Genomic DNA, 26,346 nt, shown 5'->3' on the forward strand with positions numbered 1-26,346 from the left:
TACTTGGAGGCTCAGAAATCCTGCCACAGCAGATTGATGCTGAGAGCGCAGCATCCCCGCCTCTGGCCTCGGAATCAAAACTAATCTGTACCTGTATCAAAGTCTACTAAATTCTGCTACTAAATCGGTTAATGTCACAGATTATCTTCCAGTAAAATTTCTGAAACCATCTCGAATTAAACCTCCATGCGCTTAGAGCAGCTTCAAGCATTTCTTTCAGTTGCTGAAACTGGTAGCTTTCAGCAAGCGGCCCGGAAGTGTGGCGTTACCCAATCGACTATTAGCCGCCAAGTGCAGGGATTAGAAGCGGAAGTGGGTTTGTCGCTGTTTCACCGCACTGCCCACGCGAAACTGACTGTGGGAGGGGAATGCCTGCTGCCTCACGCTCGCAAAATCTGTCAGACTTGGCGAAATGCTGCTGAAGAATTGGGAGACTTACGGGCGGGAAAGCAGCCGGAACTCTGCGTGGCTGCGATTCATTCGGTTTGCGCTGCTTATTTGCCGCCTGTGCTGCAAAAGTTTTGCCGCGACTATCCAGACGTGCAGTTGCGGGTGACTTCCCTCGGCAGCGATCGAGCTCTGAAAGTCCTCAAAGACGGTTTGGTAGACATAGCGGTGGTGATGAACAACCGCTATTTTACTCAAGCCCCGGAAATGTTGGTTGAGGTGCTTTACAATGAGCCGATCGAGGTGTTGATGGCGGCGGGTCATCCCCTGGCTCAGTACGATCGAGTACCTTGGCCGGAATTGATTTGTTACCCGCAAGTGGTGTTTAAGGATGGGTACGGAATGCAGCGGATGGTGCAAGAACAATTTGGACGCATCGGTGCTAAACTTCATGCTGTTTTGGAACTCAACACTCTTGATGCTTTTCGGGGTGTGGTGCGACAGGGAGAATTGATTGCTTTGCTGCCGCATTCAGCTTTGCTGGAGGCGAAGGGCGATCGCACTTTAGCAATTCGGTCGATCGCCCAAGAGCGGTCAAATTCCAAGGTTTCGACGATCGGCCAATCGGCGATCGATCCGACTTGGACTCGCGAAGTGGTGTTGGTGACAACTCACGATCGAATGCAAATTCCGCCGATCGCCCATTTCTGGAATCTGGTACGCGAATTTGTGCCGCCATTTGATGTAATAAAGCTAGAAAAATCAGGGAGTTAATTCGATAATTTTGAATTGAATTTTGGGAATTTTAAATTTAAAACGGTTCAAATATTACCAATTACTAACTACCAATTACTAACTACCAACTACCAATTACCAACTTCAAAAGTTATGAGTGACGCATTTAGAGAGTTGCTGCGAAAAATTGGCAGCGGAATACACACAGGAGAAAACTTAACTCGCTCCGAAGCAGCAGCAGCCACGCGGATGATGCTGCTGGGAGAAGCAACACCGGCTCAAATCGGAGCTTTTATGATTTCCCACCGCATTAAACGGCCCACCGGGGAAGAATTAGCCGGAATGCTCGATGCTTATGAAGAATTGGGGCCTATGCTTGCCCCCCCAAACCGAGAAAAAGGGTTTTCCGTCTCTACCGTCGCCGTGTTTGGTGTTGCTTACGACGGGCGATCGCGCACGGCTCCAATTAGCCCTTTAACAGCCCTAATTTTAGCGGCATCTGGCGTCCCAACCCTCATGCACGGGGGGGATACCATGCCAACCAAGGAAGGTATTCCCCTGATTGAAATTTGGCGCGGTTTGGGAGTAAATTGGGGAAAACTGAGTTTAGAAAAAGTCCAGCAAGTTTTTGACAGTACGGGTTTGGGTTTTGTTTACCTTCCCAAGCATTTTCCTCAAGCAGCCGCTTTAGTTCCCTACCGCCGCGAAATCGGCAAACGGCCACCTTTTTCGACAATGGAGTTGATGTGGTGTCCCTGTGCCGGCGACGTTAACGTCATATCTGGCTACGTCCACCCTCCGACAGAAGGTATGTTTCAAAAAGCCTTTGAGTTGCGGGCAATTAAAAATTATACCACAGTCAAGGGATTGGAGGGAAGCTGCGATTTGCCGCGCGATCGTACTGCGATTATCGGCATTGCTAAGCCGGAAGCTGAGTTTGAACGAGTGCTTTTAGCTCACGGAGATTACGGTTTTAGCAACACAAATCCTGCCTTGGAATCAGCTCCAGAGTTATTCAAACAAATGCAGGAAGTGTTGTTGGGAAAACCCTCGGAATTGATGCAGTCCGCTATCTGGAATGGCGGATTTTATCTGTGGCGCAGCGGAGTTTGTTTGGATGTGAACTCGGGTTTGATTCAGGCAGAAACTTTATTGAGTAGCGGTCAAGTCGTGCAAAAACTTGAGGAAGTTAGCCAAGCCGTTAGTGTTTTGAGTTGACAGTTGACAGTTGACAGTTAACTAATGACTACTGACTACTGACTACTAGACATCTCCAATAATTATTGTGGAACAGGCATCTTGCCTGTTCAAAACAGGCAATTCTTGCGATGACTACTGACTGGTGACTAATGACTACTGACTAATGACTAATCATAAAATTGCTGTAATTGTGCTTGCAGGCGGTCAAAGTTCGCGGATGGGTAGGGATAAAGCTCTGCTGGAAATTGAGGGCAAATCCCTATTGCAGCGGGCGTTGGAAGTGGCCGAAGTTGTAGGGCCAGCAGTTTATGTTCTGACTGCTTGGCCCGATCGCTATCGATCGACCTTAAGCGAAACATCCCAATTTCTGGTAGAGTACAATCCGGGCTCCGGGCCCTTGGTTGCATTGACTCAGGGATTGACAGAAGTAGCCGCCGAGTGGATTTTACTGTTAGCTTGCGATTTGCCTTTGTTGGATACCCAGATTATTCAAAATTGGGCAAGTCAGTTAACCGAATTTCCCCCATCAACTTTAGCAGTTGTGCCTTATCAAAATTCGCGCTGGGAGCCTTTGTGCGGCTTTTACCGCCAAAAAGCTCTGCCCAGTTTGCAAAGTTTTATTGACAAAGGTGGACGTTCCTTTCAAGTGTGGTTAAATCAAATCCCCGCCATCCCTCTACCTGTAGGGGAACGAGAAGCAGTAATGTTATCGAATTGCAATACATTAGAAGAGTTTGAGCAATTAAAAGGTAAAATAAGTAACGGTTGACTGTTGATTGACTAATGACTAATTACTAATGACTAATTACTAATGATTAACGCATATTGGTTGCTCGATCGCAATATAACTTTCCTCAATCACGGCTCTTTTGGGGCTTGTCCGATTCCCGTACTGGAAGCGCAAACCGCTTTTCGAGAACAACTGGAAAGAGAACCATTGCGCTTTTTACTGCGGGAATTTGAACCCTTGTTGGATAATGCAAGAAATCAGTTAGCAGCATTTATTGGTGCGGCTGACGAGGACTTGGCGTTTGTCCCGAATGCGACGACGGGAGTAAATGCAGTTTTGCGATCGCTCTATTTTGCTCCGGGCGACGAATTGCTCACTACAAATCAGGAATACAACGCTTGTCGCAACACACTTAATTTTGTAGCCGAGCGTACAGGCGCTAAAGTAATAGTAGCAGAAGTTCCTTTTCCAATTGAGTCACCAGAACAAATTATTGAAGCAATAATTAAGTGCGTTTCACCGCAAACAAAGTTAGCCTTATTAGACCACGTTGTGAGCCAAACAGGTTTAATTTTTCCCATCAAACAATTAGTTGGCCAGTTAGCTAACCGTGGCGTGGATGTATTAGTAGACGGAGCTCACGCGCCGGGAATGATAGCACTGAATTTAGATGAAATTGGCGCGGCTTACTATACCGGAAATTGCCACAAATGGCTGTGCGCGCCGAAAGGTGCGGGCTTTCTGTACGTGCGGCGCGACAAGCAAAATGCCATTCGACCAACTACGATCAGTCACGGTGCTAATTCGCCCCGCGCTGATAAATCGCGCTTTCAATTAGAATTTGACTGGATGGGAACTGTCGATCCGAGTCCCTATTTGTGCGTGCCTGTAGCTATTGATTTTATGGGTTCTTTGTTGAGTGGTGGCTGGCCGGAATTGAGGGCAAAAAATCATGCTTTGGCGTTGGCGGGGAGAAAAATATTGGCGGACAAATTAGGGGTGCCACTGCCTTGTCCTGATGAAATGGTGGGTTCGATGGCAGTTGTGCCACTGGCAGACTCTCAGTCTGATGTGGTTGCAAAGGGAGGAATTCCACCTTTGCAAGAGGCCCTGTGGGAGATTTTTAAAATAGAAGTTCCGGTGATTCCTTGGCCGGATGCTAGTAAGCAGTTGGTGAGGATTTCGGCTCAGTTATACAATACTTTGCCGCAGTATCAATATTTGGCTAAGGCGCTGGTTGAGCTGACAAGAATTTGATCTGGATCTTCCCGAAAACAAACATAACACCCAGCTACAAACAGTTATAGGTTTCTAGTTAGGGTGGAGTTTTCATACTTTTGGTGAATACAGAGTATTCGTCCTTACTACCAACATAATAATTGTTAGAAAAAAAGGCACAATTAGAGGGAAGATCTGACCCAAAATAACCTTTAACGCTTTTTTAATTTGCCACCCTTTACCTCAACTCAAAAAAATTCCAAAAAACAGCTCTCCCGCCCGATAGCCCTAGATTTCGCCCATCCGCCCAAGCCGAATAAAGTTTGTAAATAACCCGCGACATTTCCTAAGTTAAAACAGGGTTGTCAAATCGGATAGCGCACAACTTCCGCGCCACAGAATATAATGTATCAACACTTGCATTTTCGCAGACAAAACAAAGGAAAAGAAAAGAGGAGAATACCATGTCCAATGCCATGATGGTAATTTACCCCTATCGCGAACAGTACACCTGGGTTTTTGACGACGAGAGAGTCGGACTTGTCCGAGAACCATTTGTTCAGGGCGTCCCCGAAATGATTAACGCGCTCGTCGCAGACATTCCCAATGCCGCTCAAGGTTTCCGACTTTTATTTTCAGCCAATCCATTTCCCGGATATCAAGCAGAAATGCTGTGGTTGAAAGCAGAATACGGCGGTAACTGGTATCGGTGGGAATCGAAAAATCTCGAAGGCTGGCTGTGTCCGGCTATGCTCAAATACTTTCGAGAAGCACCGCCCAAGTTTTACTGCAAAGCTGAAAAACTGCAATAATCAATAGCAAGTCAATGAAAAACTTGTCAATTTTTAAAAGAAATTTTGTTCAACCCGTCGATCGAACATCTCGAAAAAAGCCTAAATTTTTCGTGTATATAGTGGGGCTATTTTTCCTAGTTTTTACAGCGGCAATCTCCGCCACATTGGGGGCAATTACCGCCCTTGTAGCTCCCGTGGAACCGCCAATTATCAATAGAGTATTAGAAGCTACTGGCTTTGACTATCTATCCTCTAACCGCTCGGGATACCGCCTAGTGCGGCCAGTTAATATCTTGATATTGGGAATTGACGGCGTGCCGGAAGCTGCCGCCAATGGCCCTAAGATATTTAACGGTCGCAGCGATACAATACTCTTATTCCACCTTGATCCTAGGGATAAATCTATTAGTTTGCTTTCAGTTCCGCGAGATACTAAAGTCGAAGTTCCCGGAATTGCCTTCAGCAAAATTAGCGAAGCCAATGCCAGGGGAGGGGCAGCTTTGGCGACGCGATTGGTTAGTAGTATGCTGAACAATACGAAAATAGAACGATACGTGCGAGTCAGCAGCAATGCGTTTCGGGAATTAGTCGATTTGTTGGGCGGAATTGAGGTATTTGTACCTCGCGCCATGTCGTATACAGATAGCGCCCAAAAGTTAAAAATAAACTTAGCCAAGGGATGGCAAACTCTCAACGGAGAACAAGCAGAACAATTTGCTCGATTTCGCAACGATGGTTTAGGAGATATTGGTCGCATTCAGCGGCAGCAATCTTTAATTCAAGCTATTCGGAACCGCCTCACAAGTCCATCAGTATTGGTGCGCTTGCCACAAATTGTTGGATTGATGCAAAAATATGTGGATACAAACCTAAATTATGAGGAAATATTGACGCTGGCAAATTTCGGTTTGCAATTGGAGCGAGATAATTTTAAAATGGTAATGTTGCCGGGAAGTTCTAGTTCTGAACAAGGGGATTTGAGGAGTTATTGGATTGTAGATGCGATCGGGCTCGATCGCATTATGACACAATATTTAAACCCGGGCGTGCCGGATTTCGCCCAAGGACGATTTCGCAACCCAACCGAGTCGGTTTTGCCCAGGAACCTCAAAATAGCTGTCCAAAACGCTTCTAATAAACCGACGACTGCGAAAACCGTTGCTGAATTTCTCACAAAAAAGGGCTTTTTTAATGTATCTGTAGTGCAGGATTCCCCCCAGAAGGAGCGTCAAAGTCAAATTATTGTTCAGCAAGGCGATTTAGAGGCAGCGAATCTACTGCAAAAAGAGTTAGGCGGCGGTAAAATTGAAGCATCTTCTACGGGTGAAATCAATTCTGACTTGACACTTCGCGTTGGCGAAGATTGGGTAAAGCGATTTTAATTAGTTATTAGTCCGTTGTCAGCAGTTAACAGTCAACAGTCAACAGTCAACAGTCAACTATGCCCAATTCCCCATTCCCATCATCATGAAAAGAGTTTTCCGAATTTTCCTGAGCCTGCTTTTAAGTTTAGTGTTGGCTTTTGGGTGGGTGCTACTGAGTGCTACTCCGGCATTTGCCCTGCCGAAAACAAATATTAATTACACAAATATTAATTTGTCCGATCGCGATTTTTCCAACTCGGATTTAGCGGGGGGAACATTTGTGGCTGCTGAAATGCGGGGAACAAATTTTCAAGGCGCTGATTTAACTAATGCGATTTTGACTAAAGGAGTTTTGCTGAATGCCAACTTGTCAGGTGCCAACCTCTCCGGTGCTTTGGCAGATAGAGTTACATTCGACGGCGCTAATTTGACGAATGCTAATTTTTCCGAGGCAATTATGACTCGAACTCGGTTTTTTGATGCTGCAATTTCCGGCGCTGATTTTACTGATGCGATTATCGACGCTTATCAAGTGACTCTCCTGTGCGAAAAAGCAGATGGTGTCAATCCCGTGACGGGAGTTTCTACCCGCGAAAGTTTGGGATGTCCGTAGAAATTCACACTTAAAAAAGCCCTGAGTAATTGTTTGATTAGATGCACCTGTAGTGAGGTAAAATACACACATTAAAGCCCCTCTCCTGCAAGGCGATGGGTTTGAGGAAATTTCCAAGTATCGGCTCTATCGAGCGCTACAAATGTCTGTGCTGGCAGTACCAACTACCAAATCGGAATTCAAAAGCAAATCTAAATCGGTGTCAGGATTAACAGCATACAAATCGACTTTATCTCGGCCCAAAAATACTCCGATCAAAGTCCCGATTCCCGCACCGCCGAGCACCTCTTCAGTCGCGATCGCCCGATCGCCCGTAACACCTGCGATCGCCGCCGCTGCTGCTGCACCCAACGCCGTATTCTTAACCAGATTACCAACATTAACGCCCTTGGTAACAGTTTCTTTCCTAGTAATCAGTTGCGAAGTGGCATTGAGAGGCACTCTGCTGCCGTTGATTATACTTAATTCTTGAGCCACAAACTGAACGCCCGAAGCAGTCGATCGCAATTCGCCGCTAATTTTCGAGCCTTCGGGTATCAGCACTTGGCCATTACTGCCCTGGATATCCGAAGCAACAGTCAGCGTAATCGGAGACTTGTCATTAGGGGCGAGCAAAATCTTGCCTTTTGTGTACTCGATTGGGATAGTCACCCCCCTGGGAATTTGGACAGCAACAGACTCGCTAACATCAATCTTAGCAATGTAAGGAGAATTAATTGCTCTTGCTTGATTGGTACTCACTAATGTTTGATAGATAAAAGCAGCTACTTCAGCTCGCGTTGCTGACTTGTTGGGTTTGAGAGATTTAGGACTGGGATAGCTGACAACCAATTGTTTTTCAGTAGCAGCAGCAACGCTTTTGACAGCATAACTTTGAATCTCACCCGCATCGCTATAGTAACTGAGAACATCTTGAAAATCGCACGTAGGCTCATAGCCCATTCCATTATTTAAAGCGACTACAACTTGAACGCGAGGAATCTGCTGTGTCGGTCTGAAAACATTGCCGGGATAGCCAGACATCCATCCCATTTCGTAAGCTTCGGCGATCGCCCCGCTTGCCCAAAAATTAGACGGAACATCGGCAAACCTTACAGCACCGCGGGTTTTTGCCTTTGTCACCGAACGCACCATTGCCGCAAATTCAGCCCGCGTTACCGGTGCATCCGGGCGAAAACTACCATCGGGAAATCCTTTGATAATTCCTCTTTCTGACAAATCTTGGATAAAGTCTTTTGCCCAGTAGTTATTATTAACATCCGAAAAAGCTGTCTGAGCAAAAGCAGGCGCGGGAGCTAGCATCGGCGCTGCGGTTCCGGCCACTGTTCCTAATGTTAATAAAACAGATGTACCGGATTTAATGCGATGTAATACAGACATTTTTTGATTCTCCAATTTACACAAGCTTTTTATTGAGGACGACGCGCAAGCTGTTAATAGGCTGATTGATTCCTGCCTAACTTGCTCTTTCCCTCACTTATGTAATCATTGTTGAATGTTTTAATTTTTAGTGCGGGGAAGATACGGTCTTTTAAAATAAATATTTTTATGGTGATTGGGTAATTTTAAAATGCTTAAATTCCTTAAAATCCTTATGTTGCTTATCTCCCTTATCTACCTGGTTTCTGCAATTAACAGGATTTACGGACAAAGCGGTTTGAGAAGAACTGCGAGTTCCCTTGACATTAGCTCGCCCACATGAGAATATTAGCTCTAGAGACACATCGCATCCACTAGAAAACAAAAATATGAGTGCAGACGAACATATCTTGCAATTACCTCATATAAGTTTAAAGAGCAGAACACTACTGCCGGAAGAATCTGGAATATATTACGTTGTAGATGAAAACTCCATAATTTGGTACATCGGAAAAGCAAAGAATCTTCGTACCCGGTGGACAGGTGATAGTCACCACAGACTATATCAACTACAAAAGCAACGAAAACAACAGTTTACTATCTACTACGAATTATTGCCGGAATCGCTACTTGATATTATCGAACAGCAGCGGATTGAGCAGTACAGCCCGCAGTTGAATGGAACTAAAGTCAAGGCTAAGAAATTAGCTCCCACAGAGAGATTATTACGGGAAACGTTATTTAGCCTAGCCCCTTACAGTTTTGTATTAGGTGTAGAATCCGCCCGAAAAGAAGACCTTAAATTTATCGAAACTTCTATCTATTGGCAAGATAATTGGAGAGTAAAAAAGGCTGTTTTGCCTCTGACTGTAATACATATTTGCATAAATCTAAGTGAATTAGGCTACAACTGGAACTCAGAAATGCGTTTCCTGAGAAGGATTTTTAGAAAGCGCAGTAATTATTATACTAATTGGGAATTTGCTTATACTTATAAAGGTAAACCCATTTATGAATTAGCCGTGAGAAGATTGTTGGTTAATGGGTTAATTATAGAAGTATATGGAATCGAGCGAGAAGCATTACAATACATTCAAGGGTACGATTTGACTCAAGTGGCAAATGTAGAGGTTAGGGCTGTTGATGAAGCTTCTTTAGCCATCCTAAAAAATAAGTGTTTGCTTGGGATTGGAGGGATATCTTTGGCTAAAGATAACCAAGATGACCTATATGAGAGACTTTCCCGCAAGGCTATAGAACGAATATATCCTTATAAACAAGATTTGGTTAAATTACTTTTTAATGAAGAGATAGATTTTAGTAAAAAGCAAGTATTACCAACCAACACAACAACTGTCCGGGATAGTAATACAGGTATGCTTGTAAGGTTAGCTAATCTTGCTAATAAGAAGCAATATCTCGTGGCATTGTTAACGGAACGTGGTATTGACTTAAATCGTTATGAGGTAAATAAGTATTTAGAGTGCATACCAAAAGATGATAATTACATAGACAGTAGTAGAGATAAAAGAATGATGATATTTGTTAAGCCATTCTTTTGCGATTTAAAAGAACCAATAGGAAAGACAGATGTCAAGTCTGGAGTTTTTCCTATAAGCAACAGCATATACGGTGCAAAAGGGAGGACAACTCAAGGTTCTCAGCATAAAATTTACAAAGAAGTTTATTTGCAAACCACAGTAGATAGAGTGTTTTGGTTGCTGCTAGAAGCCTACTTGTCTGACTTTGCTAAAGTAAAGCTCAACGAAGAAGAAGGATATATAGAAAAAGTGTATGTATCGCCGAGAAGATTTATCACACCCGCTACAGTAACTGTCACTTTAAATGGAAAATGGAAAGCAGATATTCCGTTTGGTTCTAAAGATAATATGTCGTACAAGACAAGTGTAGAGACGATCGCAAGTTTATTACAGGCAAGCGGAATCCCTAAGCTGAAGTTCTCATTCACAGTAGAGTCTATACGCACATAGCTGTTTGCAAAAGAAAGAGTTGTGGTAGGGTACGTCAAGTTAGACATTTTCAATCAGCACAGAAAGTATGTTTTTGACGCACCGTTGCTTCCGGGCGTGCATCACTTGTGAGATTGTTAGTTTGTAACGAAAATAATGCGCTGATGACGCACCCTACTTCATTGTCTAATGACTAATACTTGCGATCGGTTCCCAACTTGTCACATCTTCAAATAAAGATTGATACCCACCTACATTGGGATGCAGCCCGTCTGAAATCAGGCGCGATCGCCACCAATCACTTCCCCGATCGATCCATTTATCAAAAATATCTAAATAGGGAATTCCCCGCAACTCACAAGCTAATTTCGTTGCTTCTTTATACTGATATTGGTCAGCATGACTGTAATACAAACAATCTTGAAAAGGCATTTTACTTTCATCCACCGGCACCATCCCGACAAATATCACCGGACAAAGTTGTTGGGACAGGTTTAACAAATGATCCAAAACTGTTTTAAAATGTTCAAACTCAGTGTAGCTGCGCCCGGTAGGCGACTGCACTCTCGCCGAATCGTTGAGACCTACCGAAAGAATAATCGCATCCGGGACGCGGTTTCTGATCTCGCCCCGGTGGCGAAACTCGTTTTCGAGCCGCTGGGAGACTTGATAGGTGCGATCGCCCCGAACGCCCAAATTGTATAAAACGTGTCCTGCACTCTCCGGTAACATCCACTGGCGCCGCAATCTTTCCACCCAGCCACCGCCTACACCGTCGCCGAAACCGTAGATTAAGCTGTCGCCGAAAGCAACCAATTTGAGGGGATGAGAATTTCCCCGATGCAAGTGACCAAAGGAATAGGCTGTTGCTACCTGCATAAGCAATGATACTCAGTTAATAAATTATTAATCTTGACATACTAGACTAGAATGTAACATTACATAAAGTAGGGAGTCTCATGGTTAAGCGTCCAACCTTCGATTCAACTCAGCTAACCCGTCGGGCGGAAGAGTTGATTAACGGTGCATCCAACCGCTATCGGATTACGGTGCAGGTGGCGAACCGCGCAAAACGCCGTCGCTATGAAGATTTTGACAATATGGACGACCATCAAATGAAACCTGTAATGCGGGCGATATTTGAGATGTCGGACGAACTGACTCAGCCGGAAATAATCGGAGATATCTAGGCTTCGGGAGTTTTGAGTTTTGAGTAGTGAATTGCCAGAAATTTTTGTCAACTCAAAACTCAAAACTTTGTCAAACTAGACTTGGGCGCGGGGGACGAGAAACCCGGTTTATTCCTAGTTCCCTCGTTAAGAAACCTCTGATTTTTTTATGAAACCAGGTTAATGATCGTAAATCCTAAAATTATAAACTAGGACATCTGCTTGCAACTAAGTTTATGAAATTCTTCTATTTCTCAAATTTTTGTCAACACCGTGAATAGATTAAAGCAGGGCTTAAGTTTTCTGTTGGTTACTTTGAGTGTGGCTATTTTCACGCTTTTGAGTTGGATATTGGAATCCGGGGAACTGAGTATGTCGGCTTTGGAACCTTCGCTGCTGCGGAGTCCTGAGTCTGCCTCAGTGCAGCGGGTGGCTCAACAATCTGCGCCGTCGCAAGTGAGGGTGCAAGATGCGTGGAAATTGGTGTACGAAAAATTGCCGGATTTGCCGATCGAAAATAACTACATTTCTAAGGAAACTGGAAAAGTCGATTCTACCAATACTTTAGTCGGGCGGTTGATTCGATATCACGTATTTGTCAAAGGACGGCCGCCCAATTACCGCTTTGATTGGAAGTTGAGTTTAGCTGACTATTTGGGGGCAACTCCCGATTATTTGGTAGAAAGCGTGTATCCGGGAAAGGACATTTTGCGCTCAAATCCAATGGAACAGGATCGCGCTGCTATTCAGAAGTTAAATAGAGCACAGCGGGATGCTTTGGTTCAAGCTTTGGTTGATGTTTTTACCGAGAATTCCGGGCGTGGCCCCACACCGGCGACTGGGGAAAAACCACAAGGGCGATCGAATTCGCCGGAGATACCGCAGCCACAGCCGGGAGATGCGAAGTTGCTGGCACCTTAATACTCAGGAATGCAGAAACCCGGTTTTTTAGGAAAATATTGCATCCCGGCATTTGAAAATGGTAAAAAACCCGGTTTCTTTCGTATTTATGGGTAATATCAAATCTGTTAGCATCGGAATTATTTCTATCTCTATTCTCTTCATCGGCGTGAATCAGCGTCCATCCCTTGTTATCTGCGGTCCGAAAAATTCTCTTTTTTTAACCGCAGATACAGGCAGATAAACACAGATTAACGCAGATGAATTCTATCAATTTCGGTGGCACCATCCCTGATTTTTGACTGTTGACTAGATTTGACTATTCCGATGCAACCGGAAGTGATCTAAGTCCTACTAATTTAAAATCCAAAATCTAAAATCTAAAATCCCTTAATGGTGGAACGTGTAATTAAAACGGGTGTTGGGTGGCGTTTGGGATGGAACCCGGAGGCCCAGGAGTTTAAGGGTTTGGTGGCTGGCGACGGTTGGGCGATCGAACTCACGGAGGCTGAGTTGAACGATTTTTGCCGATTGTTGGGGCAATTAGCCGGCACAATGAGTCACATGGCCTCTGAGTTAATGGACGAGGAAAAAATAGCCATTGAAGCCGAAAGCGACTTGCTGTGGGTGCAGGTGGAAGGCTATCCCGAAGCTTACAGCGTGCAGTTGATCTTGAATGCTGGCAGGAGGTGCGAGGGTTTTTGGCCGACGGCTGTGGTTCCGACTTTGGTGCAGGCTGCAAAAGTTTTAAAAGTTTTTTGACTTTTTTGGGAATTATATGCTAAGCTGTTAAAGCTGTCGGGGCGTAGCGCAGCTTGGTAGCGCACTACTTTGGGGTAGTAGGGGTCGTGGGTTCAAATCCCGCCGCTCCGATTGTGATAAAACCTTCTCTATGAGGAGGTTTTGTTGTTTTAGGGCCGGCGACGCAGCTCTTACCATTCTCCCTTAGGGGCATCGGCCCAGAAACAAGAATCAATCTCTGCTTCCGAACAGTCGATAGCTGTATCCTCAAATTCAAAGGCTTTGCGATCGCTTCGCGACCCTCACAATGAAATTAATCATAAAAAAATGGCGTTTGTACTTGACAAACGCCATTTTATAGAATTACAAACGCGGCGTCTTATCTTGTTTAAACGACGCTAACAATTCGCGAATTTGGTCGGCCGCAATCTCGCGCCCGCCCAAACCAAAAGCTAGAGCAATGCCAACTGCGATCGCCCCAAGCAGCAGCCCGAAAGCCAAATTCACAATATCGCTGCCAATGCCCATCTGTTGCAGCGCCAAGGCCGAAACAAAGGCAATAATCGCAATCCGAGCCGCTTGGCCCAAAAGCCGCGCTTGACGAGTTCCAGAACTGGCAATCAAACTAAACGCCAGATTCGCCAAATACAAGCCGATCGCAAATACCACCAAACCGGCTAGCACGCGACCTGCAACCAGCACAATACCGCTAACAATCGCCGTCAGTGCTGGAATTCCGAGCACGTCGGTAGCCGCCACCACAGCAAACAGCATGATGCCCACCTGCACCACGATGCCGACAAACTCAGAAGGGGTGCGGGCCGGAAGTTCCGGTTCCTGAAGAATCGTTGCGTCCGGATCGATCGAACTCGGCGGTAGCCGCAGTCGCTGTTTCGGCTGCTGCACTCCCAACCAAGAAAAGACATTGTTAAAGCCAATTCCCGTCAGGATATTAGTCACCAAATCGCTGATCCAGCGCCCCAAAAAGTAAGCAACCCCCAGAATTAGCGCTGCTGTAAAAATGTTGGGAAGCGCGCCCAGAATCGTGTTGAGCATCGCGATTGCCGGCTGCGAAATCGCCTGAATGTCCAAAGCGTTCAGAGCTGCGATCGCCGTTGGAATCAAAATCAAAACATAGACGATCGTCCCGACAATCCACGACAGCGATTGTCCGCCCGAAGTCCGCGAAATTCCAAACCGAGCGCCCAAACCGTCCGCCCCAGCAGCCCCCAACAGATTCGTGACAATCCGCCGCACTACCATAGCCAGCAGCCAGCCCACAAACCCAATCACCACAGCTTCCAGAATTTTCGGAATTGCCGCCAGAATTTGGTTGAGTAAATTATTAACCGGTAGCAGAGCCTGCTGCATTTCCAGTGAGTCGAGAATCAGTGGCAAAAACAGCAGAAAAATGAACCAGTACAGAGCATTCGCCACAGTATCGCTCAGCAGCAAAGGGCGCTCGCTGGGCGCAGCGCCCACCTCCTGATTCAAGCGCTCGTCCACGTTAAAAGCCCGCATCGCCCGCGCTACGGCCATTTTGGCTACAGTTGCCAACACCCAAGCAATCCCCAACCAAATTAGCGCGCCGGCTAACTTCGGCAAGAAACCGGTTATTTGATTCAGAAAAGTATTGAGGGGTTGCGACACAGCCGTTAGATTCAGCCGGTTGAAAAAGGCAATTAGGAAAAAGACAAAAATGATCCAGAACACCGCTGCGGAAATCCATTTTTCCACTTGCGGGGCTCCAGCTCCTTCCGGGCGGCCGGTAATCCAAGCAGCCAGCCGATTATCGATCGTAGTTTTCTTGAGCAATCCCCCGACTACAGAAGACACGAGGGCTGATACTATCAAGCCAATTAGCAGGATACCGACGGCCCAGATGAGATTTTCAATGTTTGAGCCCTGAATGAAATTGTTAATTCCGCGTTCGGCATCTGTCAGCGGATTTCCGGGCTGGGCCTGGGCCAAAATGCGATCGGACAACGCCGCTATGGGGCCCGATATCGGTTGAGTTATTTCTTGCCAAGTTTCATTCATTTTTTTCTCAGGTTAACGTCAGCTTTGACATGGAAAAGACGAAACTTTAATAATAGTTAACACAAAATTTAGACATTGCCTAAATTTAATGTTTGTACGCTTTTAATCGTACTGGGTTAACTACAAAACCCTCTCTCGAATGCGGGATAAACCCATCTTCGACTGCTTTTGGGTCACTATTCAAAGAACCGTTGACATTGGCCTTTATGAAGCGTCCAGTTTTGGTTCTGAACAATCCTCTTTTTACCCTACTGCCACTGTAGTCGGAATGTTGTTGAATTGGTTCCCAATCCAAGGCTGAACCTTGGGATGTGTAACTCTCCTCAACTAACACAACTTGAATTCCCGCAAGTTGTCCTTTGTACTGCAACATTTCCAGGAATCGGCGATGGGAAATACAGGCAAAATTTTGATTGTTAACCTTACCAGTATTAATCCCATCTTTAAAATCCTGGTTCCCGCCTATAACCAGCAAGCCAATTTGATGATTGACGAGTTCTTTAATAATTGCGGAACTCGTCGTGTGGAGGTAGTAATCCACTTTACAGTTACGCTTGTGCCACAATTTTGCAATTTTTTTACTGGTTTTTTGCGCTGCGGGCAGCAATGATTTCAATGCCGCGGAAACTTGATTGCAGTATTGATTGGTTGACTTAACAGCCCGTCCGTCGTAGATTGTGGGTACTAACCCAGGAACATTGTAGGTTAATGTTGCCCGATTGTTTAATCCTAAATCTATAGCCACTACTCTCTGATTAACTTGTAAAGGCTGTTCTAACTTCTCATAGAGCACCTCGACCACATAACCACCTACCTTGGGAACAATCCGGATTTCCAGAATGGAGGTGACTTTTGATGCCAACCCAATATTAGTCCCAGAGGGGCGAGCATATCCTTTTTTTAAGGCTCTTTTGCTGACAGCTTGACAATTAAATACAAGTACATAGCGCCCGTCCTCTCTTTTTCGCTCTCTTGAACCTTTATTATAATGAGGGATTTTCGGTGCGGTTTTAAATCTAGTGGTGTCTTCCTGATAGTTTCGCCCCGCCAGATAATAGCTAGTCCATGCTTTGAGGACTAAGCCGAGCCTGCTTTGTGCTACTTTTGCGGGCATTGCTTTGTAATCACGACTTGTTTTAAGTGCGTGATAAACAGCCAGAGCGTTTGTTTGTTGGCTGGCGAAAAAGTTTTGACTGTAGATGTAGTTAGGGCTGTTGTAAAGATTTTTGCATAGCCAAGACCGTCGATCGGCTTCTCGATAAAACCTATGATCGGGTTTAATGACGTGCCTTTCGACTAACTGCATAATCAGTATATATACTTTATTTCAAGATGATACACTGTATTTATGAGTGTGTCAATCTTTTAATTTCTGGAAAAATTGACGTTACAAGTAAATAAAGAACTCTAAAGTAAGCAAAGTTTTGTAATACCCTCCTTGTTGCAGGTTTCCATGTCAATGCGTCAAGTTTTCGAGCAATCCATTGAAATTCGCGCTGCTGCTACTCTGGTTGAGCGGTGTATAGTCGATCGCACTTTAATGCACAAGTGGCTCAATCCCCTGCTACGCTGCGAGCCCGAGGGCGAATGGGATACTGCCGTAGGAAGTCGCAGCCTATTTATCATAAAAATTCCCGTTTTGCAACCTTCTTTAGAGAGTGTTGTGTTGGAGCGACAACCAGGTTTAATTGTTTGGGGGTTTGACGGATTTTTCAAAGGATGCGATCGTTGGGAATGCCAGCCTCAAATCCAAGGGACTCTCTTGATTAACCGCTTTGAATTTCAAATTCCCAATCCTTTAATTAGATTTGGTTTCAATCGCTTTGCAGCCCCTTGGACGCAGAAAGATATGAAAGACCAACTCCGGCGGCTCAAGCGGGTAGCCGAGCAACTATCTCAAAAAATGGGTAAGGTATAATTGGGAATTGGTAATTGGTAGTTGCTAATAGCTAAAAACTCCTACCTAATAGGAAAAAAAGCACCTTTTCCCAATTACCAATTCCTTGCAACTTCAGTTATTTACTTCGCACTTCCCGCTGGATTGGGCTGACAAATCATTTCCCTCGCCGAATTCACGGCTTGGTTAGCCGTATTTTGCAAAGCCGGGGAATTCTGATACAAAGCTTGCAAATCTTGCACATCTTTAATCACTCGCTCGTAGATAACCATCGCTTGATTGCCGTCAACTTCTAAAGCAGCAGGGCTGTAATTTTGCATCACTTCAATCAGCGATATTTTGCCATCTTTGGAAGCTGCGACTAAAGCATCGCGCAGTGCGGGTACGCTTTGAAGCCGAGCAGTCGGCGCATAAGCAACCTCGCCCAATTGTTTGAAAACAATTTCCCCAAAATAAGTGCTTGCTAGCCGCGCTACTAATTGGGAATCTAAAGGCACTTCTCGCGTTAATACTTCGCGCATCGACTCGGGAGTTTGTTTCGCAAGACTCAGAACGCTTTGCAGTTGAGATGATGCTTGGCCGGTTTGTGCAAAGCTTTGCAAGTCGCTCATCGGTAATGTTACGTCAACAGCACCGTATTTTACGGTAACATTATCTAATGCAAAGGCTTTGCCGCTGCTTAGGAATACTGCACTTGTTCCCAGCAAAAGCGCCAAACCCAATGATAAAGACTTTGACATTCTTTTGGTCAAATGGGCTGAAAGCGGTTGCATTCCGTTGAGATAATCTTGTTGAAACTGAAAGTTCATGAGTTTGTGCCTCTTTACGTCAAAATACTTTTTAGCTCGCTCGTCTGTGCGAGTATCTGTGCGGGTACCTGTGCGCGGATCAGTCGGGAAAGTCGAATCGGGATTTCCGTAAATGACCTATAACTTTACAGCCAAGTCAAGCAAATGCAACCTATCAAAAGATAGGTGTTAATTGACAATTAATATGTTACCTTTAGATATTTGACAATTTTAGATACCTTTGCAAAAATGATAAAAGCGAAATTTGGTCGTCGGGCAGCAGTTGATTGAGTGTCACTTTTATGTCTTATAATGTGCTGTGCGACATATAGCGAATTTAAGTTCAAAGATCCAGATCGAGCCGATCGACCAATTGGCGAATTCTAGCGGCATCAGGAGCATTAGGAGCATTTGTCAGGTATAGTTCTAAATCGTGGCGCGCTTCCACCAAGCGTCCCAGTTGATAATAAAGAATTCCGCGATCGCGCCGTTCACCCACCGCATCGGGAAACAGCAGCAAAATCCGTTCGATCGCCAAGAGTACCCTCACAGCATCTCCCTGTTGCAAGTAAATCGCCTTCAGATTTCCCAGCATTCGTCCCAAAAAATGTCGGCGACTTACCGGGGCGAGAAAAGTCGGCTGCAACTCCATAGGTTGACCGTAAATTTGAGAAAGTCTGGCTTGACAATCTTCAGGAAATAATATCTCGCCGCCGTTAAACGCATCAACAAAAATACCAGCATCTTCAAAATCCGGTCTAATTAAAAAATGTCCTGGCATCCCAATTCCCGCCATCGGAAAATCAATGCGCTTAGCAACCTCCAAATAAACCAAAGATAAAGAGATCGGAATGCCAGTACGCCGATCGATCACTTGATTCAAAAAGCTATTGCGGGGGTCGTAATAATCCGCATCATTGCCCGAAAACTGCAACTCCCCGTATAAATAGGCGTTAATAGTTTGAAGAATCCGCAGCGGATAATTCTGAGCCGGCAGGCGATCGCGCACTTCATCTGCGATCGTGTCGAGAGCATTTAGATACTCCTCTGGCTCTAAATTTGGGTATTCTTCCAAAGCCATGTAAAGAGCAGCTTTCGCCAGGTCGATCGAGCCATCCGGCTGATTTATTTCTCGATAAAATAGTTGTCGGGCGATCGGAAAATCCATATTTATTATTGATTTATTTTTAATTTACTTTTTGTACCAACATCATGAACCGGCTTTCCGGCCTGTTCCATAACAAAGATTATTCTGCGAAACAGGCATTTTTTGTAGTATAATCAACCTTTTTTATGGTAAAACAGGTACTTCTTATTGTGAAATAGCCCTCGGGTTTGTTGCCCAAAAGATATTAAAAACAGTGAATTATTTAAATTTTAATATATTATAAGTTTTTTCATCTAAATCAGCCACTATTTTTAATAAAGCTTCACGATGTTTTTTTCTAGCGAGCCAGATTGAGGTGAACGCCCTCGGATGTCAAATCAACTTTCAAATCCCGTGACTTTTACCAATCACCCAACTGCGGCGAAAAATCCGAGCCAGAGTCGATTCTTCCAAAGCAAAATAGATAGGGCGGCCGTGAGGACAAGTGCGCGGATTACGAGTTTGCTGCCATTCATCCAACAAATTTTGCATTTGGGAAAGACTCAAAGGAGTACCGTTTCGCATAGCGCTACGGCAAGCAGTCGCAACTTGAGCCGCTTGTAAATCTGCGACTTTACTGAGTTCAAAAAGCGCATCTGCACAGTCATCTCGATCGGCTAACAATTCAGGAACTTCGCGGGCCGCCCATAGCTGTTCCCCAAATGTTTCTACTTCCAAGCCCAAGCGAGATAAATTCTCTATTTGCAGCGCCGATAATTGACTGAGAATCACTGGTTTTTCGAGAGATTTTAGCTGCCAAGCCGCGCACAATTGCTCGTATAAAACGCGCTCGTGAGCGATGTGTTGTTCTATCAACCACATTCCGCTGGAATGTTCGGCAACAATGTAAGTATTGTGAACTTGAGCGATCGCCCTCAATTCCATCAATCCTATTTTATTACCTTTTTCCTCTTCACCGCCTTCATCATTCTGCCTAGCCGAAATTCCGACAGTGTAAGCACTTTTTTGTTCCGATGCCTTCAGCAATTTTCCCACTCGTTCGGGAATTGGGGCAGGCGGCAACACTTCATCATTCAGGTGCAAAGCGCGAGTAATTGCCGCGCTAATTTGTTCTTGCCAAAAACTCGGATCATGCAGATAAATTTCCACCTTAGCTGGGTGGCGGTTCCAATCAATTTCCGAAGGGGAGATTTGCAGGTGAACAAAACACACGGGATAACGATCGCGCGGACAAGTGCGGGCAAAGGCGCTGAGAATAGTTTGCTCTAATTCGGGCGATCGCACAACTCGCCGATTTACCCCAACTTTCACCCAATCCGGCCGCCTGCGGTGACAGCGATCGGGCAAACCCATTATTAACTCCAAACACTGGGAATTGGGCATTTGGAATTGGGAACTGGCAACTGGTAATTGGTAATTGTGCTTAACTGTAGCGCCAACAAGTTGAGTTTCTACCAATAAACTTGCTGCTTTCTGATTTTGAGGACTCGCAGGCAAATCTAACTTTAAATACTGCAAATCACTCGATCGCACACCGCGCACGAATTGAGGTAAAAGTTGTTCCGCTGTGCTACCAGGAGTTACGTGCAAACAAGGCGTATTTCCTTGACGCAACTGCCAATTAACGTGCGGGTGACAAATAGCAATTTGCTGAAGAGTTAATTGGATCGATCGCATTTGCTGTGCCGGCGACAAAAAACTGCGGCGCACAGGCCAATTGCCAAACAAATTATCAACAGTCACCACCGTACCCGGAGCGATCGCGGCTGTTTCCACCTCCACAGCAACGCCTGCGTTATTGTAAACTACCCGCCAGCCCGATCGAGCATTTTCAACTCCCCCCTTGTTAAAGGATGATTTGGCGGGGGTTTGCGCCGACTCTCGATTTTCCGAAAAATCCCCCAATCCCAAATCATTCGATCGGCTCAAAACCTCCAAACAGCCCAACTGAGCTAAACTATGCAAAGCTTCCCCACGAAATCCCAAAGTATCAATTTTGTAAAGGTCTGCTTCAGTGGTAATTTTGCTGGTACTGTGAGGCGAAGCCGCCTGCTGCAAATTTTCCAGATCCATTCCTGTACCATTATCTGCAACTTGCACCCGCCACTGTTCGGGCCAGACAGAAACAACGATGCGAGTTGCGCCAGCATCCAGAGAATTTTCAACTAATTCTCGTACCGCTGCGGCGATCGAGTCAATCACTTCGCCGGCGGCAATTAAGTTGATAACTTCTGTAGGTAAGGTTTGAATAGTAACTGGCATCAAATTTTTAGCAGTTCGTTAATTAAATTATACTTGATTCTCCAAGTCGCTACACTGTATTAGGATTTACGCTCTTAAACCCGGTTTATTAGAAAAATATTGTTTGATCACAAAATATCTACTGCTCAACCAAGTCTCTGAGGCTTAGTGAAAAAGTCCTAAGTATATATCTTCCAACCTACTTAATTTTGCTCTGCTAAAACCATGATTTTCGGCAAGCGGATGTAAAAAGTTGTGCCTTTTCCGTCCTCCGACTCATAAGTAATTTTCCCTTTGTGAGCCTCAACAATCGACTTAACAATCGCCGTTCCCAACCCAGTACCAGTCCGCTTGCCATAAGTTACAAACGGTTCAAATAACTTTTCCTTAATTGTCGGCGGAATGCCTGGGCCGTTATCGTAAATGCTAATTTCTGCCCACTCCTCACTTTGTGTCACCGTAATCTCCACCCTACCCCCTCTGCCACCAAAAGCCTCAACAGCATTCCCAACTAAATTTTGTAAAACGCGCAAAATCTTATTTTCATCCGCTTCCACTATTACTTCTGTTACCCGTACTGCTAAATCTACTTTTGCTGCTTCACAATAAACTCTGTTCAACTTTTCAAACTGCTGCAACGTCTGAATTAAATTAACTGGTTTCTTATTGAATACAGAATTCCCTCGCGAAAATTCTAATACTTCTTCAGCCATCCCCAACATTCGATGAACCTGCAATTGAATAAGTTCACACCACTCCTGAGTTTCCTCATCTGGGTGCATTTCTTTGAGCATTTCACTGGAGAGTTTAATTCCGGTAAAAGGACTTTTGAAATCGTGAATAATTGTACTCACCATTTCTCCTACCAATACCATTTTTTGTTTGTGTACCAACTGGCTAACATATTGATCCGTGGTATCCCGTAAATTTTTAGTAATGAAACTAAACATTTGCAGTACCGAACTGCCTTTAGCAAATTGGAGAGTTGTTATGAGTTCTTCACGGGCTATTTTGGCTAAAGTCGAGCCTGCAACTGCCACAGCTCTAGCACTGCGAGGCTCTCCGTCTAAAACTCCGAGTTCGCCAAAATAATCGTCTGGCTTAGCCACAGCAACAGTTTGATATTTATTGCTTTCAATCCGCTTGCTAAACTCAACTTTACCTTCTAAAACTAGATATAAAAAATCCGCTGTTTCTCCTTCTTCAAAAACCAGCGTTTCCTCCGCAAAACTCTCCAATATAGCGATTTGGCAAAGGTGAGCAGCTTGCTCTGGTTCAAAATAAGACATAAATCGATGAGAGGCCAGATCCATGTGAAAATACCTGATGCTTAATTTAAACAGTTTCTTTTTTCTATTTTCGCTGATCAGTATTAATGCGTTAATAAAATACAATACTGCTTTAATCTGGCTCTCTTTTCTAGCCTCCCAGGCTGTGACGCAAGGATCAGCGTCGGGATGCAGAGCCAGACTAGGACAGCAGCACCAGGAATCTCACCAAAGTTCTCAGTTAGTTGACTAAAATACATAAATATTGTACTATTTTTGAGATTTAAATTGGATGTGGGGGGGTTCTCCGACCACCTCAGAAGATTTTAACTGTAGAGAGATCGTGTAATTTAAATGTCGATCAACCGACTTTACAAAAATTAACGCTTGCCCGATAAAACGATCGCAGCATTCTGCCCGCCAAAGCCAAAACTTAAACAAAGTGCATTTCTGACAATAGCCGATCGCGCGCAGCGAACAAAATCTAATTCAAACCCCGGTTTTTTCATTCCCGCGCCAGGTGGCAACATCTGATATTTAATACTCATCAAACAAAAAGCCGCGCCCAAAGCTCCCGAAGCTCCCAAAGTATGACCCGTAGCTCCCTTAGTCGAACTAACAGCAACTCCTCCGTGAAATAACTTCTTAATTAACAGTGCTTCGTGTCGGTCATTTAACTCAGTTGCAGTACCGTGAGCGTGAATAAAATCTATATCAATCGTCGCTAAATTACTGCGTTTCAAACATTGATTTACCGCCGCGATCGCACTTTTCCCTCCCAACTCCGGCGCATTAGCATGACAAGCATCATTTGTCAAGCCAAAACCGGAAACTCGACCGTAAATTTTAGCGCCACGACGCCTTGCCAACTCGGCAGATTCTAATACAAATAAAGCCCCGCCTTCACCGAGTACAAAGCCTTCCCGATGTTCATCAAAGGGATAGCAACCAGTGTTTGCCAAAGCACCCATCCGGTTAAATCCAGCCAGAGTCAGCGGTGTGATAGGCGCTTCCACAGCACCTGCGATCGCCCGCTGACACTCACCAGTGCGGATTAAATCAACAGCACGGGCGATCGACCAAATACCCGTGGCACAAGCAGCCATCGGTGCCAGTACCGGTCCCGTCGAACCAATTGCCCTCGCCGCTGCGATCGCCCCCATGTGAGGCAATAAATTCACAAATTGAGAATTGGGAATCGGTAATTGGGAATTGGGAATTGGGAATTGGGAATCGGTAATTGGGAATTTCCTTGCTTCTTGCGACTTCCCTCTTCCGAATTCCCTCAGACTTCTTCCAACTTCCGTCTTTCTTCCATCCGTTACATCCGTTACACAATCCGTTGCCGAACTTCCTGCGCTTGCCAACAGTTCCAAATTTGCCTGAAAGCCGCGGCTAGAACCGATCGCAATCCCGCAATCCGGCAAAGGCAAAGTCAAATTAGCATCTTGCAAAGCATCTGCTAAAACCTGCCGAATTAAAGTTCTTAAATCGGCAGGTTTAGTGCCAATTAAAGCCAAAGGTTGCGCTTCAAGTTCTAAAAAAGGTTGATGCCGAGCGATTCCCGATTCTCCAGAAAGTAGTCTTTTCCAGCTCGTTTCCAGAGTGCCTAAAGCCGAAACAAGACCAATTCCAGTAACAACAACATCCATAATGCCGATTTTAGATTTTAGATTTTAGATTTTAGATTTTGGATTAAAATAAGAATCATACCCGACGATTTTAGAGTGTGGATTAAAAAGGGATAATCTCAAATCCAATTCCATTCTCTCAAATCCCAATTTACAAGCATCTGCTCGCAGCCGTGGGAATAATCTCAACTCTCAAATTCAAAATCCAAAATCCAAAATCCAAAATTGGTTGACTACCTTCAGCTAACAGCCTTAAAATTTTCCAAACCCTGAGTAACGGTAGCTTTATCAATGCGATCGCCCGCTTCAATCTTATCAATCACATCCATGCCTTGTTTCACGTACCCAAAAACCGCATAGCTACCGTCCAAAAACGGCACATCGGTCAAAGTAAAGTAAAACTGAGAAGAAGCCGAATCAGGACTCTGCGATCGAGCCATAGCAACAGCCCCGCGACTGTGCATCAACACGGGTTTCTCCTTAACCCCAGCTTCTTCTAGCGTTTGGCTGTAAGTAGGGTTTGCAGCACCTTTAGCTTTAATTTCCAGAGGAATCCTGCGTTCTGCAGTAGTTTTCGGGTCAATAAAACCGCCAGTTCCCAGTCGCGCTGTAGGGAATTTAGGATCTTTGCCCTGGGGGTCGCCGCCCTGAACTACAAAAGGCTGAGGTTCCCGCACGACTCGGTGAAAAACCAATCCGTCGTAGACACCTTTCTGAACCAAATCGACAAAATTGCCCGCAGTAATTGGCGCATTTGTGCCGTCGAGTTCGATCGTAATTGGAGCACCTTTAACCGTCATCACCACCGTTGCTTTTCCTTCCAATCGTGGCAAATTGCTAAATTGCGAACTCGCCGCTACAGCAGCCGGAGAAGGAGACGGAGACAAAGAAATATTTTCACCCGACGCCGGATTCGGTGTCGGAGTCGAGTTGGCCACAGGGGAACTACTGCATCCTCCGACAAACAGTGCGCCAATTATTAAAAGAGAGAACAACCACCGCTGAATTTTGATTTGCATTTGCATTTGCATTTGTATTTTCACTTTGACTCAATTACGGACTTTGCAACTAAAGATTTTAATTCAATAGTCCGAACTGTTTTTAGTTCGTAGTCTGAAACCCGCGATTTTCCTTGGATAGCGAACTTGCCTAATCGCCTTGAAATCCTTATTCTACGGTTGGCAATCAAAAACTATCCGAAGTATTGTTAATTGATAGATTCAAAAATTGGTAACGGGCTTACTCGCAGATCGATCTTTTTCACTTACCAGGTAGGTAAGGTGCGCGGCCCGGCGCACCCTACGAGACATTACCAATCTAAAATCTAAAATCGCAAATCGAAAATCCCTAAAGTCCTTCTAGGGGAACTTGCAAAAATCGAGCCAATTCGGCCGCTTGATTTTCCACTTGCGACAAAGCAATCGGCTGTCCGACTCTAGTCAGGGGAAACTGACGGCGGTCTTTGAGCTTAAGATAAATACTGCGGCGGGGATTGAGACCTTCTTTAATGTCCACCCGCACAGATTGCACCTCCGATGTCTTGCAATTAAAATCAACTTTGCGGTTTTTGCCGGGAAAACCCCAGCGAAAGATCCGAATGTTACCAGTTTGTCGATCGAACTCGTTGTAACCGCCACCGACATCCCAGAGAATAGTCAGCCACAGGTAAAGCGCCAAAAGCACGCCACAGACACCGTAGAAACCCATCGCAATGCCTTGGGGGATGAAAACAAGCTGAGTCGGGTCAGCAAAAGGCAGCAGGTTAACGTGCAAGTAGCTAGAAATGCCTGACAGCAGGAAACCAGTCCCTCCAATGCTGACCACCGTCGCCCACCAGTAATTGCTGAAGCGGCGGGAGCCCAAAACCGGGTAGCGCAGGACAGAATCGATCGAGGTCGTTGTTTTTGCAGTCATAAAATTAAACAGCCTTAAAGCCAAATCTTAATTCAATTAGTCCACCGAGCGTCACGCTTCGCTGACGCGATCGCGATCGGTCGATCGGCATTGTGTATCAACTCCTGCTAATTATGTTGAAAAATTCTGAACTTCTAATATATAGTTATGTTAACTTTAATTAGAAACCTTGGTCTTTTAACAAGCAAAAGGATTTTACCCCAATGACAATCGCAGTCGGACGCGCCCAGACCGAAAGAGGCATATTTGATGTCCTCGACGACTGGCTCAAACGCGATC

23 protein-coding genes and 1 tRNA gene are annotated in these 26,346 nt (G+C 45.0%); 13 read left to right on the forward strand and 11 right to left on the reverse strand.

The genetic code is table 11. The features are described from left to right. Positions 1–186: 186 nt before the first annotated feature. From QUA74_RS16045 to QUA74_RS16075, 7 genes are all read left to right on the forward strand, one after another. Positions 187–1,161, forward strand: a complete 975-nt coding sequence (locus QUA74_RS16045; protein WP_333330717.1) for a LysR family transcriptional regulator — start codon at positions 187–189, stop codon at positions 1,159–1,161. 114 nt (positions 1,162–1,275) lie between these two features. Next, complete coding sequence (locus tag QUA74_RS16050) at positions 1,276–2,340, forward strand: anthranilate phosphoribosyltransferase family protein (RefSeq protein WP_333330720.1); 1,065 nt, start codon at positions 1,276–1,278, stop codon at positions 2,338–2,340. A gap of 145 nt (positions 2,341–2,485) precedes the next feature. Next, entirely contained in the window at positions 2,486–3,091 is a 606-nt protein-coding gene (locus QUA74_RS16055; protein WP_333330723.1) for a molybdenum cofactor guanylyltransferase, read from the forward strand. Positions 3,092–3,133: 42 nt separating this feature from the next. After that, on the forward strand, positions 3,134–4,309 hold the full coding sequence (locus QUA74_RS16060; protein WP_333330726.1) for an aminotransferase class V-fold PLP-dependent enzyme: 1,176 nt from the start codon (positions 3,134–3,136) through the stop codon (positions 4,307–4,309). Between the two features lie 425 nt (positions 4,310–4,734). Continuing rightward, the gene (locus QUA74_RS16065) at positions 4,735–5,082 is read left to right on the forward strand and encodes a DUF6717 family protein (protein WP_333330729.1); all 348 of its coding nucleotides are present in this window, start codon (positions 4,735–4,737) and stop codon (positions 5,080–5,082) included. Positions 5,083–5,096: 14 nt separating this feature from the next. Beyond that, positions 5,097–6,446 (forward strand): LCP family protein, encoded by a 1,350-nt coding sequence (locus tag QUA74_RS16070; protein ID WP_333330731.1) that lies wholly within the window; start codon positions 5,097–5,099, stop codon positions 6,444–6,446. Between the two features lie 85 nt (positions 6,447–6,531). Continuing rightward, positions 6,532–7,041 carry a pentapeptide repeat-containing protein gene (locus QUA74_RS16075; RefSeq protein ID WP_333330736.1) on the forward strand — a complete coding sequence of 170 codons (510 nt, stop codon included), beginning with the start codon at positions 6,532–6,534 and terminating at the stop codon, positions 7,039–7,041. A gap of 126 nt (positions 7,042–7,167) precedes the next feature. On the opposite strand, the gene QUA74_RS16080 is transcribed toward QUA74_RS16075, so the two are convergent. Then, on the reverse strand, positions 7,168–8,421 hold the full coding sequence (locus tag QUA74_RS16080; protein WP_333330738.1) for an S-layer homology domain-containing protein: 1,254 nt from the start codon (positions 8,419–8,421) through the stop codon (positions 7,168–7,170). A gap of 368 nt (positions 8,422–8,789) precedes the next feature. Between QUA74_RS16080 and QUA74_RS16085 the strand changes: the two genes are divergently transcribed. Further along, positions 8,790–10,391 carry a hypothetical protein gene (locus tag QUA74_RS16085; RefSeq protein WP_333330741.1) on the forward strand — a complete coding sequence of 534 codons (1,602 nt, stop codon included), beginning with the start codon at positions 8,790–8,792 and terminating at the stop codon, positions 10,389–10,391. A 165-nt stretch (positions 10,392–10,556) separates the two neighbouring features. Here the strand turns inward: QUA74_RS16085 and QUA74_RS16090 are convergent, their stop codons facing one another. Continuing rightward, on the reverse strand, positions 10,557–11,249 hold the full coding sequence (locus QUA74_RS16090; protein ID WP_333330745.1) for a GDSL-type esterase/lipase family protein: 693 nt from the start codon (positions 11,247–11,249) through the stop codon (positions 10,557–10,559). An 80-nt stretch (positions 11,250–11,329) separates the two neighbouring features. On the opposite strand from QUA74_RS16090, the gene QUA74_RS16095 reads away from it, so the two are divergent. The 4 genes from QUA74_RS16095 (at position 11,330) to QUA74_RS16110 (ending at position 13,312) form a co-directional block, all read left to right on the forward strand. Next, on the forward strand, positions 11,330–11,560 hold the full coding sequence (locus tag QUA74_RS16095; protein ID WP_015175138.1) for a DNA-directed RNA polymerase subunit omega: 231 nt from the start codon (positions 11,330–11,332) through the stop codon (positions 11,558–11,560). A 252-nt stretch (positions 11,561–11,812) separates the two neighbouring features. Next, positions 11,813–12,460: a hypothetical protein gene (locus QUA74_RS16100; protein ID WP_333330747.1), complete on the forward strand. Its 648-nt coding sequence runs from the start codon at positions 11,813–11,815 to the stop codon at positions 12,458–12,460. A gap of 372 nt (positions 12,461–12,832) precedes the next feature. Then, positions 12,833–13,201, forward strand: a complete 369-nt coding sequence (locus QUA74_RS16105; protein WP_333330750.1) for a DUF1818 family protein — start codon at positions 12,833–12,835, stop codon at positions 13,199–13,201. 37 nt (positions 13,202–13,238) lie between these two features. After that, a tRNA-Pro gene (locus QUA74_RS16110) sits at positions 13,239–13,312 on the forward strand. A gap of 231 nt (positions 13,313–13,543) precedes the next feature. Here the strand turns inward: QUA74_RS16110 and QUA74_RS16115 are convergent. Both QUA74_RS16115 and QUA74_RS16120 read right to left on the reverse strand, forming a co-directional pair. Beyond that, on the reverse strand, positions 13,544–15,220 hold the full coding sequence (locus QUA74_RS16115) for a mechanosensitive ion channel (protein WP_333330753.1): 1,677 nt from the start codon (positions 15,218–15,220) through the stop codon (positions 13,544–13,546). A gap of 85 nt (positions 15,221–15,305) precedes the next feature. Beyond that, positions 15,306–16,526: a transposase gene (locus tag QUA74_RS16120; protein WP_333330756.1), complete on the reverse strand. Its 1,221-nt coding sequence runs from the start codon at positions 16,524–16,526 to the stop codon at positions 15,306–15,308. Between the two features lie 147 nt (positions 16,527–16,673). Between QUA74_RS16120 and QUA74_RS16125 the strand changes: the two genes are divergently transcribed. Further along, positions 16,674–17,138: an SRPBCC family protein gene (locus tag QUA74_RS16125; protein ID WP_333330759.1), complete on the forward strand. Its 465-nt coding sequence runs from the start codon at positions 16,674–16,676 to the stop codon at positions 17,136–17,138. Between the two features lie 101 nt (positions 17,139–17,239). Here the strand turns inward: QUA74_RS16125 and QUA74_RS16130 are convergent, their stop codons facing one another. From QUA74_RS16130 to QUA74_RS16160, 7 genes are all read right to left on the reverse strand, one after another. After that, a complete protein-coding gene (locus QUA74_RS16130; RefSeq protein ID WP_333330762.1) occupies positions 17,240–17,926 on the reverse strand; it encodes an alpha/beta hydrolase in 687 nt (228 codons plus the stop codon). Positions 17,927–18,248: 322 nt separating this feature from the next. Continuing rightward, positions 18,249–19,073, reverse strand: coding sequence for a transglutaminase family protein (locus QUA74_RS16135; protein WP_333330765.1), 825 nt, complete (start codon positions 19,071–19,073; stop codon positions 18,249–18,251). Positions 19,074–19,397: 324 nt separating this feature from the next. Next, positions 19,398–21,275 carry a DNA mismatch repair endonuclease MutL gene (gene mutL / locus QUA74_RS16140; protein ID WP_333330768.1) on the reverse strand — a complete coding sequence of 626 codons (1,878 nt, stop codon included), beginning with the start codon at positions 21,273–21,275 and terminating at the stop codon, positions 19,398–19,400. A 182-nt stretch (positions 21,276–21,457) separates the two neighbouring features. After that, complete coding sequence (locus tag QUA74_RS16145; protein WP_333330770.1) at positions 21,458–22,567, reverse strand: ATP-binding protein; 1,110 nt, start codon at positions 22,565–22,567, stop codon at positions 21,458–21,460. A gap of 335 nt (positions 22,568–22,902) precedes the next feature. Beyond that, positions 22,903–24,174 carry a beta-ketoacyl synthase N-terminal-like domain-containing protein gene (locus tag QUA74_RS16150; RefSeq protein ID WP_333330773.1) on the reverse strand — a complete coding sequence of 424 codons (1,272 nt, stop codon included), beginning with the start codon at positions 24,172–24,174 and terminating at the stop codon, positions 22,903–22,905. Positions 24,175–24,392: 218 nt separating this feature from the next. After that, entirely contained in the window at positions 24,393–25,178 is a 786-nt protein-coding gene (locus QUA74_RS16155) for a peptidylprolyl isomerase (protein ID WP_333410398.1), read from the reverse strand. 322 nt (positions 25,179–25,500) lie between these two features. Continuing rightward, positions 25,501–26,067, reverse strand: a complete 567-nt coding sequence (locus QUA74_RS16160; RefSeq protein ID WP_333330778.1) for a photosystem I assembly protein Ycf4 — start codon at positions 26,065–26,067, stop codon at positions 25,501–25,503. Positions 26,068–26,346 lie beyond the last annotated feature (279 nt).

The organism is Microcoleus sp. LAD1_D3, from assembly GCF_036702135.1.
Classification (GTDB): Bacteria; Cyanobacteriota; Cyanobacteriia; order Cyanobacteriales; family Microcoleaceae; genus Microcoleus.